Origin of the sequence: Pseudomonas sp. RL (assembly GCF_000647775.1) — a bacterium.
In the GTDB taxonomy this organism is placed as follows: domain Bacteria; phylum Pseudomonadota; class Gammaproteobacteria; order Pseudomonadales; family Pseudomonadaceae; genus Serpens; species Serpens flexibilis.
In genome coordinates, this window is record NZ_JBOY01000094.1 from 1 (window position 1) to 12,038 (window position 12,038).

Consider the following 12,038-nt stretch of genomic DNA (forward strand, 5'->3'; position numbering starts at 1 on the left):
CGCCGCCTCGATGGCCGCGTTGAGGGCCAGCAGGTTGGTCTGGTCGGCGATGCCCTGGATCACCACCAGCACCTGGCCGATGGATTCCGCCTCGGCCGCCAGACGCTCGACGGTGGCTGCCGTCTGGCCCAGCTTGCCGCCCAGCTGATCGATGCTCTCGCGGGTCGCCGCCACCTGGCGCAGACCGTCACGGGCCTCGCGCTCGACCTCGCCGGAGGCCGTCGAGGTGCGGGTGGCGTTGCCGGCCACTTCGTCCACGGCGGTGGACATCTCCGTGACCGCCGTGGCGGCCTGCTGCACTTCGTCATTCTGGCGGGTGATGCCGCGCGCGGTGTCGTCGGTCACCGCGTGCAGCTCCTCGGCGGCCGAGGCCAGCTGGGTGGCCGAGCCCTGGATGCGCTGCAGGGTATCGCGCAGGTTCTGCTGCATCTGCTGCACCGAACGCTGCACCTCGGTGATCTCGTCACGACCGACCGGGTTCAGCGGTTGGGTCAGATCCCCTTCCGCCACGCGGCCAGCGGCCTGCTTGAGCGTATCCAGCGGGCCCATGATGCTGCGCAGCAGCAGCGCGGCCAGCCCCGCGCCGAGCGCCAGCAGCACCACGATGACGCCGATGGTGATCCGCTGGTTGGTTTCGTAACGGGCCACGGACTCGTCGTACACGGCACGGGACGCCTGCAGCTGGACATCCATCAGGGCATTAATGGCCGCGGAGATCGGATCGATGCGGCCATACAGCTCGGTGTCCACGAACTGCTGCAGGTCGAAGGAGTTCTTGCTGCGCAGGATCTCGCGCAGGTTGCTCAGCGGGGCGCGCAGGTCCTGCATCATCGGCTCGATACGCGCCACCAGTTGCTGCTCGTCCTCCAGCAGGAAGGTACCCAGGTAACGCTTCCAGGCCCGGTCGATGTCCGCCAGGGCCTTGTCCACATCACCCAGCGCCTGTTCGTAGGACATCAGGCCGAGATTGGCCTTCTGCGCGGCGTCGACAATCTGCACGGCATACATGTCCGACACCACCTTGAGTTCGCGCAGCGGGACGACGCGGTCCAGGTACATCGAGTTCAGCCCCACCAGGCTGCGTTGCTGGGCGACCAGCGACACCACGCCAGTGATCAGGGTACCGAGCAGCATCACGCCGACCAGCAGCAGCAGACGGGTGCGTATGGTCCAGTTTTGCAACATGGCCTTCTCCTTGAAGTGAACACGGCGAAACGCCGAAGCACATCGGGGCTTCGGCCCTCGGAAGCTTCCCCAGAGGGGGCACGCAGGCGCTGGCAGTCGGTTTATAGGGTTCTGGTAGCCCGCCGCAGCGGGTCCGACGCGCCGTTATCGGCAGCAGATGCCGAAAATTGAGTCCATTTTCGGCACCCCCACTCGATCTAGAGCTGGAAGCGGCTGGTCAGGCGGGTCAGATCGGTGGCCAGGCGCGTCAGCTCGTCGCTGGCGGCCGAGGTCTGCTGGGCGCCGGCGGCGCTCTGCTGGGCGATGTCGCGGATGGCCACCAGGTTGCGGTCCACTTCGCGGGCCACCTGGGCCTGCTCCTCGGCGGCGCTGGCGATCACCAGGTTCATCTCGTTGATCTGCCCGACCCGTTCGGCGATGCGCGCCAGGGCCTGGTCGGCCTGCCCGGCCATGCCCTGGCTGTGCGCGGCCACTTCGCTGCTTTCATGCATTTCCCTGACGGCAGCCTGGGTGGCGCTCTGGATGGCGCCGATCATCCGTTCGATCTCCTGCGTCGAACTGCGCGTGCGCTGCGCCAGGCCGCGCACCTCGTCGGCCACCACCGCAAAGCCGCGTCCGGCGTCGCCGGCGCGGGCCGCCTCGATGGCCGCGTTGAGGGCCAGCAGGTTGGTCTGGTCGGCGATGGCCTGGATCACCACCAGCACCTGGCCGATGGACTCCGCCTCGGCGGCCAGCCGCTCGACGGTCGCCGCCGTCTGGCCGAGCTTGCCGCCCAACTGGTCGATGCTTTCGCGGGTCGCCGCCACCTGGCGCAGGCCGTCGCGGGCTTCCTGCTCGGCGTCGCTGGACGCCGTCGAGGTACGCGTGGCGTTGCCAGCCACCTCGTCCACGGCGGTGGACATCTCGGTGACCGCCGTGGCGGCCTGCTGGACTTCGTCGTTCTGGCGAGCGATGCCGCGCGCGGTGTCCTCGGTGACCGCGTGCAGTTCCTCGGAGGCCGACGCCAGTTGGGTGGCCGAACCCTGGATGCGTCCGATCAGCGTGGCCAGCTGCTCCTGCATTTCGCGGGTGGCGAACAGGATGCTGCTGCGATCATCCGCCGCCACCGGCAGCTTCTGGGTGAGATCGCCATTGGCTATCCGGCGCAGCGCCAGCGCCGCCTCGGCGGGCTCGCCGCCCACCTGACGAAAGACGCCACGACCGACCAGCAGCGTGGCGCCAGCCACCAGCAGCAGGGTGGCCAGGCTGATGAACAGAGCCATGCGCGAAGACGCATCGAGCCCGGCCACCAGCGACACGTAGCCGGCATCGGCTTCCTGGTCGCTTTGCTTCACCAGCTCCAGCAACGGACCGCGCAGGGCGCGCCAGGCCGGGGTTTCCTGTTCGACCAGCAGCAAGCGCGCCTCGATGAGCTCGCCGACCCGGACTCGCTCGATGACTTGCGCCTGGAGCGGCGGCCAGGCACGCAGGTGGCGCCGCAGCGTCTCGGCATCGGCGACATGCTCAGGATCGTTCGCCAACAGGGCGACCAGCCGCTCACCGGCGGAATTAAGGTTTTCCAGGGCCGCCTGATGGTTCTTGTACGCCTGTTGATTCGCGGGATCGATCAGGATGTTGCGCAACGCCTGCCCCATCTGCAGGCCGTTGGCATAGGTCTCGGTAGCCAGCTGGCTGAGCGCCACGTGATGCTCCACGAACTCGACCAGTTGATCCTTGGCGCGCTGCGCATAGAACAGCGTCACCGCTGCCAGTACCAGCACCCCGAGCACGCTGGCGCAGCCCAGCAGCCACAGACGCGCCTTGAGCGTTTGCGTGCGGTTATCCATCACTCCCCCTTTTGTACTGGCGAATGGGCCTGGCGTGCCCGTTAGGGCGTTTATCGGAAACAAACGGCAAAACTTGACGCATGTCACGACGCGTCGCGGAAAACCAGTGCCTTCAATCCACCGTGCGGATCGATATCGGCGAACTCCGGCGGGTTCTCCAGCCGCTCCTCGAAGCGCAGGCTCGGCGCCTCGCTGGCCATACCCTCGATCAGGAAGCCGGCGTCGATGTCCGGCGCGTTGATGCAGGCCAGCACCCCACCGCCCGGCGTCAGCAATTCCGGCAGCTTGCGCAGGATCTTGGCGTAGTCGCGGGTCAGCGCGAAGCTGCCCTTCTGGAAGCTGGGCGGGTCGATGATGACCAGGTCATGCGGCCCTTCCCGGCGCACCCGGCCCCAGGACTTGAACAGTTCATGGGGCAGAAAGCTCACCCGCCCCAGGTCATGACCGTTGAGTCGGTGATTGTCCCGGCCACGCGCCAGGGCGGCGCCAGCCATGTCCAGGTTGACCACCCGCTCGGCGCCGCCGGCCAGGGCCGCCACCGAGAAGCCGCAGGTGTAGGCGAAGAGGTTGAGCACTCGCTTGCCGGCCGCGTTGTCGCGCACCCAGCGGCGCCCGTAGCGCATGTCGAGGAACAGCCCGCTGTTCTGCTTGCGGCCCAGATCCAGCTGGTAGCGCAGGCCGTCCTCGGTGATCTGCCAGCCGTCCAGTGCCTCGCCAACCAGGAACTCGGTCGGGCTGCCGGGCTGGTAACGCAGGTGCAGCAACAGATGACGGGCACCGCTGTCCTGCCAGGCAGCCGACTCGCCTAGGCGCAGCAGCAGCGCGCGCAGCGCCTCAAGGCCGTCGCCCTCCGGCTCGCGGAACAGCGACACCAGCAGCACGCCTTCCAGCCAGTCGACCGTAACCTGCTCCAGACCCGGCCAGCAACGGCCGCGACCATGCAGCAGGCGGCGAGTCTCGGCGGGCGGCGAGACCAGCGCATCGAGCACACACTGCTCCAGTGTGGCGAGGGCGTCGGGGTTCATTGGCGGTGGCACCTGCAAAAAAAAGCCGGCATTGTACTCGCCTCGCTGCCTACCGGAGAGCCACCATGCCCGTGACCCGTTTCGGAATCGTCCCCGCCCTTATCCTCGGAGCCGCGTTGGCCTTCGCTGGCTGGTCAGTGGGCCAGGGTATCGAGCGTTTTCGCCTGGCAGACCGTTCGGTGACCGTGAAGGGGCTGGCCGAGCTGGACGTGAAGAGCGACTTCGCCATCTGGACCCTGGGCTTCCGCCGGGGCGGATCGAGTTTCGACGAAGTGCAGCGCCAGCTGGCCGCGGACCGCCAGCGGGTGGTCGCCTTCCTGAGCGAGCAGGGCTTTACCGCCGAGGAAATCGAGGTGCGCCCACTGCAGGTGCAGGACCTGCTGGCCCGTGAATGGGGCAACAGCGACGTGGCGCTGCGCTTCACCGGCCAGGGACAGGTGCTGGTGAAGTCCTCCCGCGTGGATGCCGTGGCCAAGGCCGCCAACGCCAGCGATCCGCTGATCCAGGCCGGCATCCAGCTGGAGAACCCCGACGGCTTCGCCGGACCCCGCTACCAACTGCGCGGCTTCAACGAAGTCAAACCGCAGCTCCTCGAAGAAGCCACCCGCAACGCCCGCGAACAGGCCGCCAAATTCGCCGCCGACGCCGGCGCCACCCTGGGCGATCTGAGAAACGCCAACCAGGGCGTGATCCGCGTACTCGACGACGACGGCAGCGACATGGACAGCTCGCGCACCATCGGCAAGCGCCTGCGCGTGGTCAGCACCTTCCAGTTCGCCCTGGAGTGATGCGAAGCGGCCCCGGTGGGCGACCGTCCCTGTGGGGCACTACCCTGTAGGGCCGGCTTCACGCCGGCCGGAATACACCCGCCGCCCTGTACCCGCTGCTTCCGCTTTCACCGCAAGGACCACCCATGCACCTGCTCCACCGCATTCCCCTTTCGCTCTGGCGCCTGGCCTTCACCGCCTGCCTGCTTGCCGTGCTGGTGCTCGCCCTGCTTCCCGATCCCGACCCACGCCTGAGCACCGGCTGGGACAAGGGCAACCACCTGCTGGCCTTTGCCAGCCTGGCGTTTCTGGGCTGCATGGCGCTGCGCGGCCGCCGGCTGATGATCACGGCGGGCCTGCTCGGCTATGGCGTGCTCATCGAGCTGCTGCAGGGCCTGACCGGCTACCGGTTCGCCGAATGGGCCGACCTGCTGGCCGATGGCCTGGGCATCGCCCTCGGCCTGCTGGCTTACGTTGTGCTGCGCCCCCGTGTTTCCCACCCTTGAAGGACCTACCACCATGTTCCGCCCCGTCTTCCTCCTGCTCCCCGCCCTGCTCGCCAGCGCCACCGCCTTGGCCGACAACCGACTGACCATCGAACTGACCGGCATCCAGCACGACCGCGGTGAGCTGAGCGTCGGCCTGTACCAGGACCCCAAGACCTTCCGCAAGGAACCCCAGGCGTTCCAGGTGCACAAGCTGCCGGCCACCCCGGGCACTGCCACCCTGACCCTGGAAAACCTGCCCGCCGGCCGCTACGCGATCATGGCCTACCACGACGAGGACGGTAACGGCGAACTCAACCGCCGCTTCGGCATGTTCCCCACCGAAGGCTACGCGCTGTCCAACAACCCCACGGTGATGGGCCCGCCGAGCTTCGAGGACAGTGCGTTCGAGGTGGTGGAGGGTGGGGAGAATCGGGTGGTCTTGGAGGTGAGGTACTAAGGCGGTGCCGGCCTCCGGACCTTTAGTGGGCGGCTTCAGCCGCGATGCTTTTGTGCGCCCCAGCCCACGCGCATCGCGACTGAAGTTGACTCCACGGAAGCAGGCCGGATTGCCGAACTTCATTCACAACCCAGCTCAGCGCCCGATCACCTCGCGGCGGAAGATGATCTTCTCGTTTCCCTTGTAGATGCCGAAGGTGGCTAGGCCGCTGGGGTTCTCGAAGCCATCGCCCTTCCAGTCGTATGTCAGCCAGTCGGGGACCTGCGGCGTGACGACTACGCTCCCTTCGCCACCCGGGCCGGGAGCGGTCAGGCGGATCACGCCCCTGCCCTGGGCCAGCGCTGAAACCTGCGCCTGGGTTTTGCCCTCCAGTTGTCCGGTGTACGAACCCAACTGCACACCGGTGATCACCGCGCAGGCATCGCTGCCATCTGGCACGAAGGCATTGCCGGACTGCCAGGTTTCCACCTGATAGGGCAGATCCAGCGGTGCGTGCTCGGGCCCATGGGCGCTACCCACACGGATTCGGCCTAGGCGGATCTCGCCGCCCGGCGTCTGGAAGCCGAATGGCTCGGATACGAAATCCGCACCACTGCCCGCACCGTGGCGGGTTCCATCGCTGTCACTCAATTGCCCGGCGGCAATCATCATCAGCAGATTCGGCGAAAAGGGCACATCGCTGGCCGCGGGACCGGTGCCGGCACGCTGGTAGACCATGTGGCCCGCCGTGAGCAGGTAAGCCTTTTCACCATCACCCGACGTAGCATCGGGTATCACCTTGAAGTCGCCGGAACCGGATAACCGCGAGGCATCCTGCACCTGGCCCGGCGCAAAACCCAGGGTAGGGGCCAGGGTATCCCCCAGCTTCCAGAAAGCGCCCCGGTCATAGTTGCGCGTCACTGCCCCGTTGCTGCTCTTGCCTGTGATCGTGAGCTCGGGCGTCACCGCGTACTCGATGGGCTGGTCCTGGTAGCTGAAGGAGCCCGTCACCGACACACATCCGGCCTTGAGCTCCGGCGTGTTGAGGCGCGCCTGAAGATAGGCCGGTGCGAAGCGCCCAAAAGGAGCGCTTTGGCTCATGAAGCCCGAGCCGCCAAGATAGCCGGTGCTGTGCACCTCGATAGAGAAGATGCCCACCTCGTGCAGCTTCTGCTGCAGCTCGTGACGCCCGCCCAAGGGATGGGCGTAACGGTCGATCTCCAACGGGCCGTCGACGCCATCGTCCAGCTCCTGAACGAGTGCGCGCAGCTCCAGCGGGCCGGTGAAATTCGGGGTCGGCTGCGCCGCACAGAGATTGCCATCGGCTGGCAGCGCCACCGGGGTGATACGCAGGTCGAAGGGGTCACCAGCACGCACGGTATTCCCAGCCGGCGCGAACAGCGGACAATCGGCATCGCTGCACCCCGAAAGGGATGCGCCCGTCTCGATGCAGAACCCGTAGGGCCGGGATACGACGGTCGTGCTGCCTTGCATGTCGAGCCCGTCTTCCGCCCCGCTGCCCAAATAGCGGACGTGCAGATCCAAGGCCCCGGCATCGTCATAGCGGATCGGGAACCCGCTGCGCGCCTGGGCATCGAAGCGCAGGGTTCTCAGGCTGGCGTCGCCAGCATGCGTACCGATGCTGCCGCCGGCAATCAACACCACCCGAGATCCGCTGTCCGGCGCACTGTAGGCCGACCAGAGCGCCACCGTCCGCTCGCTGCTGGCGAAGCTACCGTCCGCCACGCAGGCGCCACTGCTCTCGTCCAGGCGCATCGCTTGCACCTCGGCGGCCACCTCCTGGCCGGCAATCAGGGCAGGAACACGAATCGCGAAGCCACTCTCCTGAATTTCCAGCCCACAGTCCCCGCTGTTGCAGCGATAGGATTCGCCGACCACCCCCAGCCGGGGCGTGCCGGGTATCCGTTTCAGATAGGCCGTTGCCGTATCCGTATTCGCAAAGGTAACCGTGCCGTTGCCCAGCCAGCGATTGGCCGGCGTCAGGGTCAGGGTTTTGGTCACGGACACTGTGCGTGAACAGTTGGCGTCGGCGCAGGCGCGGATGAGCACTGGGATGGGTTCGCAACTGAATTGCGGGGTAGAAAACGAAAGTCGGTAATGGTCGACAACATGGCCACCCGAGTTATCACATAGATCCCCCAAGTCCACCGGATCCAAGTACTCAACAATAGACTCCTGCCCGATGTAGACACTGCGTCCGGTGATACCGCCGCGGTAGCGGGCGCCGCCGCTAAAGTTGATCCGGACATCGCCCGTGGCATAGACAAAGGCGGGAATATCCTTCTGGCTGTTCAGGGTGATATCACCGCTGGCGTACATCAGCAGTTCGCCGGGTGCGAAGCCCTCGAACTGGGCGGCATAGGCCAGTTGAATGTCGCCTCGCACAAACAGGCGCACCGTCCCGGCGCCCGGTAACTTGCGAATCCGGCTGGCAACACTGGCATCCAGGTCGCCGTCGATCCAGTAGCTGCCGGTGCCCAGTTCGAAAGTGGCGTTGTAGTCAGGCCTGAGGGTTCCCATATAGCGATCCTCTGTGCCCGCAGGGTAGGTGATGGTCGCCGAGTTGGCCTTGGCGAACTGCCGGGCGAATACACCACCTTCCACTTTCGCGTGGGTTCCGAATTCGACTTTGCCAGTGGCATGGATGGGACCGGGAAACCGGAAGTTCTCGCCAACCTGCACATCACCCTGGACATACAGTTCGATCTGCCCCGCCGAGAACCCTTCGAAGCGCATGTAGCCGGATTTGAAACTGCCTCGCACGTACAGGCGCACCACCCCGGCGCTACCGACTTGCGGGCGGATGACAGTCTGTTCGGCGTTGGTAAAGGAACCGTCTATCCAGTACTCGCCGGGAGCAAATTCCAGGACTGACTTGTAGCGTGTCGTCACGCCACGCATGAGGTAGGTTCCGCCAATGCTCGTGAAGCGCAGGGTCGATTCCTGGGCCACGGTGACCGCGCCATAGTCACCCGCCGTCTTCGACAGCTCCTTTCCGCTTTCCGTAGTCAGAGGACCATCCACTGCGTTGCCAGTGCGAAAAGTGCCCGGTACCAGGGAGCCTGTTTGGAAGGTTGGGGCCGAACTGGCGGCATGTTGCCCGGTCGCCGTGCATTTCACTCCATCGCATAACCCCACCTGATCCTCCCAGGAATGCGTGTGAGTAACGGCGGGGGCATTCAGTGTCGGGCCGCTGCCATAGACCCGCGATTTGTAGCCCATCTGGATGAAGCCCGTGGGCGAATGGCTCTGGATGCCTCCCGGAAAGACCTGCGTGCATTGCAGGGCGGCGGGGGCGAGCGAGGCGAACAGGCAGGCGAACAGGCCAACAAGGCCGGAGAGTAAAGAACGAGTCGTCACGGTGCGTACTCTTCCAGAACAGCTTCCAGCTTACGGTGTACATGGTCCGGGCTGCCCGGACTGGAGTACTCGGCCGTGGCCCATACCGTGCAGAACACCACTCCCGCTTCCGGCAGCCGGGGTATGAACTGCACCGTTACCTCGAATGCATCCAAGGCAAAGAGCTCCGGACTCAACGCACAGGTTTTCTGATTCACGAACTGAGAAATCCCCCACTCCAGCCCCGCCCGTGCCGCCTGGTAGGCGCGGGCCTGCTGCAGCGCCAGGCTGCTGGTGCTGTGCTGGGTCGCAGCCAGGCGGGCCATCGCGGCGATCACGCCAGCGATGACCAGAATCAGAAACAGCGCGGCGACCAGGCCGAAGCCGCGCTGGGCGGGGGCGAATTCAAGGCGCATTGTCGACGTGGACCTGCTGGATAAGGCTGATGGTTTCGCCGCCCTTGCTCAGGGACAAACGCAGGGTGACCAGGGCATTGCGGGTGTGGGTGCCGGGCTGGTAGGTGAAAGCGCAGTGGGACACGGCGTCAGCCAGCAGCACGCTGCTCGTGCGCGATTTCAGGTCGAGGGTGTCAAATGTTTCGCGCAAGAACTCACCCGACTCACAGCGATAGCGCACGACCTCCTTGGCCAAGAACAGGCGTCGCTGTGGCGAAGAAAAGGAGAAGCGGAAAAAGTCGGCGTTCTTCACCATCAACTGCTGGGTAGCTTTATCCCATTCAAACGACGCATTTGGTGGGGTAACGACACCGGGATTCGATGGGTGCCACAGGTTTCGCTGTTCCACTGGCTCGCCACCCGACTCGGCGCCTACGTTGTAGATCACCAGCCAGCGAGACTCGGACACCCGTCCGGCATCCATCTCCGTCAGCACCTTGATATGGCAGGTGGGCGTGGGGGTTGCATCGCACGCTGGCAAACGCCCATCGGCGCTTTCCTCATAACGCCCCACCTCATGCACCGACACGAAATCCAGGCCGTTGGGCGACTCCCGCACCGAATTCGGCACTGCCCCGCGAATATCCCTCGCCATGCGATTCAGCGCGGTGGCCGCCTGATCGGTCAGCTCGGCGCGCTGGCTCTGATCGACAAAGCCCTGCAACGGACGCGACAGCACGGTGGAGATCATCACCGCCACAACGCCAGCCAGGGCGATGACCAGCACCAGCTCCACCAGGGTGAAGCCGCCCTGCCCGGAGCGTAGGGTGGTCAAGGCATGGCCTTGGCCGTGGTGGCTGCAAGACCGATTGGTGTCCAGGAAAGCGCTGACCACCCTACAGTGTGGGGGTCGCATGTCAGTAGTCCGTCCGCCAGCCATCGAGGGTCAGGGTTCCTTGCGCAGGGTCGGTTACGGTCACGCGGATATGCAAGGCATCCACTTTCGCCCCAGCGGGCCCCAGGCCATCCGTTCCGGTTAGTTGGCTGACCGACACCGATACGCGGTAGTTGTCCAGGCCGGGGATGTCATTCCCATTCAGGTCCCGCGGGGGGTTGTCGTTTAACCCGTGATAGTCCCGGACATCGTTGAAACAGTGTCGTCCAGCGCATGGGTTGGGGTCTGGGTTGTAATCCTGCAACAGGATTTCTTCCAAATACCCCTCGGCAATCGCCAGGCTCTGCTGGCGCAGCATGGGATCGGCGGAGCGCCCGGTGATCGAGGCCATGGCGCTGAACAGCGCGGTGGCGGCGATGCCGACGATGACGATGGTGAGGATCAGCTCGACCAGGGTCATGCCGCGCTGGACGGTGGGCGTGAGTAGGAGCGGCTTTAGCCGCGATTGCTCTCGTGTCTCCGCAAACCCGGCGCCCGAGCCCACCTCCGTCGGCCGGGATAAACCCGGCCCCACAGGATGGCCCGGCGTCGGTGCGCCGCCTTGGCAAGTGGGGTTTATGGGACGCGTGCTCATGGCGTCACCTCGACAAAGCCCGTTTCGTGCACGGTCATCCTGAAGGTGCCGCCGACGGTGGTGCTGTGTTGCTTACTCGTGCCGCCGTGGGCGTCGAAGACCACCTTCAGCGCCGGGACCACGGACACACTGCGTGGGTTGCCGGCCTGGTAAGGACCGCCGGCCGGGTCGGCGACCGACGCCTCAGGCGCCAAGCCGCCGCAGGCCGAGTCATGCAGCAGCCGGTAGCCCGCACTGTCCAGCTCGACCCGAATCGGACAACCCGAAGCCACGGCCACCTTTTGCGCATAGCGCACGGCGGCCAGGGCCTCTTCGAAATAGACCCGCTCGTCGAAGACATCACGGGAAAAGAAACGCGGCCCCGCCACGGCGGCAAGGATGCCGATGACGACCATCACCAGGATGAGTTCGACGAGGGTGAAACCGCGTTGTGTGTTCATAAGGCATGAACCCGACGCAGGGTGGTCAAGACGCAGCCTTGGCCACCGTGGCGGCCGCGAGACCGCACGGTGGCCCAAAAAGCGCTATCCGCCCTACAGGCTTCCCAGCGAGCAATTATCAACAGCCACGGGTGTCAACAGCGATAGCAGGCGCGGCACCCGCAGCAGCTTCGGTATAAGTCACCAGACATTGCGCAGCAGTGGCAGCACCATTTGCCGTGATGGTAGCCGGTGCACCAGCGGTATTAACGATTGTGAAATCGCCATCGATTTGGGCAGCCACAATGATGTCCTCCGCATTCGGGTAGCCGTTGACCAAGGTAATGACCTCGCCCTCCATAGTGATGGAGGTCCCCGTACTCCCGCCGGCAAGCCAGGCCGAATGCGCAATCGCGGACGCTGAGCGAACCGCCCCAGCTACTCCCTCAATCGAGGCCCTACGCGCATCCCCCCCAAAATCCGCAAACCGCGGCAACGCAAACGCCGCCAGAATGCCCAGCACCACAATCACCATGATCAGCTCGACCAGGGTGAAACCACTCTGTTGCTTCTTCATATACAGCTCCCCCTTTGGGTGTGTTTAAAAC

General features: G+C 65.4%; 12 protein-coding genes. 3 read left to right on the forward strand and 9 right to left on the reverse strand.

Going from position 1 to position 12,038, the window contains the following annotated elements; genetic code table 11:
* The 3 genes from AS93_RS0114125 to AS93_RS0114135 all read right to left on the reverse strand — a co-directional run.
* Positions 1-1,185: methyl-accepting chemotaxis protein (locus AS93_RS0114125; RefSeq protein ID WP_037009403.1), on the reverse strand; the 1,185-nt coding region annotated here is incomplete at its 3' end.
* Between the two features lie 197 nt (positions 1,186-1,382).
* Positions 1,383-3,011, reverse strand: a complete 1,629-nt coding sequence (locus AS93_RS19980) for a methyl-accepting chemotaxis protein (RefSeq protein ID WP_027591213.1) — start codon at positions 3,009-3,011, stop codon at positions 1,383-1,385.
* Between the two features lie 83 nt (positions 3,012-3,094).
* The gene (locus AS93_RS0114135; RefSeq protein ID WP_027591214.1) at positions 3,095-4,036 is read right to left on the reverse strand and encodes a class I SAM-dependent methyltransferase; all 942 of its coding nucleotides are present in this window, start codon (positions 4,034-4,036) and stop codon (positions 3,095-3,097) included.
* 65 nt (positions 4,037-4,101) lie between these two features.
* On the opposite strand from AS93_RS0114135, the gene AS93_RS0114140 reads away from it, so the two are divergent.
* The 3 genes from AS93_RS0114140 to AS93_RS0114150 all read left to right on the forward strand — a co-directional run bounded on the left by AS93_RS0114140 (position 4,102) and on the right by AS93_RS0114150 (position 5,748).
* Positions 4,102-4,824, forward strand: a complete 723-nt coding sequence (locus AS93_RS0114140; protein WP_027591215.1) for an SIMPL domain-containing protein — start codon at positions 4,102-4,104, stop codon at positions 4,822-4,824.
* 125 nt (positions 4,825-4,949) lie between these two features.
* A complete protein-coding gene (locus tag AS93_RS0114145; RefSeq protein ID WP_027591216.1) occupies positions 4,950-5,309 on the forward strand; it encodes a VanZ family protein in 360 nt (119 codons plus the stop codon).
* Positions 5,310-5,322: 13 nt separating this feature from the next.
* Positions 5,323-5,748 carry a DUF2141 domain-containing protein gene (locus AS93_RS0114150; protein WP_027591217.1) on the forward strand — a complete coding sequence of 142 codons (426 nt, stop codon included), beginning with the start codon at positions 5,323-5,325 and terminating at the stop codon, positions 5,746-5,748.
* 135 nt (positions 5,749-5,883) lie between these two features.
* On the opposite strand, the gene AS93_RS0114155 is transcribed toward AS93_RS0114150, so the two are convergent.
* The 6 genes from AS93_RS0114155 to AS93_RS0114180 form a co-directional block, all read right to left on the reverse strand.
* Complete coding sequence (locus AS93_RS0114155; protein ID WP_155956153.1) at positions 5,884-9,108, reverse strand: DUF6701 domain-containing protein; 3,225 nt, start codon at positions 9,106-9,108, stop codon at positions 5,884-5,886.
* Positions 9,105-9,503, reverse strand: coding sequence for a hypothetical protein (locus AS93_RS0114160; protein ID WP_027591219.1), 399 nt, complete (start codon positions 9,501-9,503; stop codon positions 9,105-9,107). Before AS93_RS0114160 ends, AS93_RS0114155 begins: the two co-directional genes overlap by 4 nt.
* Positions 9,493-10,317, reverse strand: a complete 825-nt coding sequence (locus AS93_RS0114165) for a type II secretion system protein (protein ID WP_027591220.1) — start codon at positions 10,315-10,317, stop codon at positions 9,493-9,495. The genes AS93_RS0114160 and AS93_RS0114165 overlap by 11 nt, the downstream gene beginning before the upstream one ends.
* An 82-nt stretch (positions 10,318-10,399) precedes the next feature.
* Positions 10,400-10,837, reverse strand: coding sequence for a type II secretion system protein (locus tag AS93_RS19445; RefSeq protein WP_037009422.1), 438 nt, complete (start codon positions 10,835-10,837; stop codon positions 10,400-10,402).
* A gap of 170 nt (positions 10,838-11,007) precedes the next feature.
* On the reverse strand, positions 11,008-11,451 hold the full coding sequence (locus AS93_RS21200; RefSeq protein ID WP_027591221.1) for a GspH/FimT family pseudopilin: 444 nt from the start codon (positions 11,449-11,451) through the stop codon (positions 11,008-11,010).
* A 118-nt stretch (positions 11,452-11,569) separates the two neighbouring features.
* Complete coding sequence (locus AS93_RS0114180) at positions 11,570-12,007, reverse strand: prepilin-type N-terminal cleavage/methylation domain-containing protein (RefSeq protein WP_027591222.1); 438 nt, start codon at positions 12,005-12,007, stop codon at positions 11,570-11,572.
* Between the last annotated feature and the right edge of the window lie 31 nt (positions 12,008-12,038).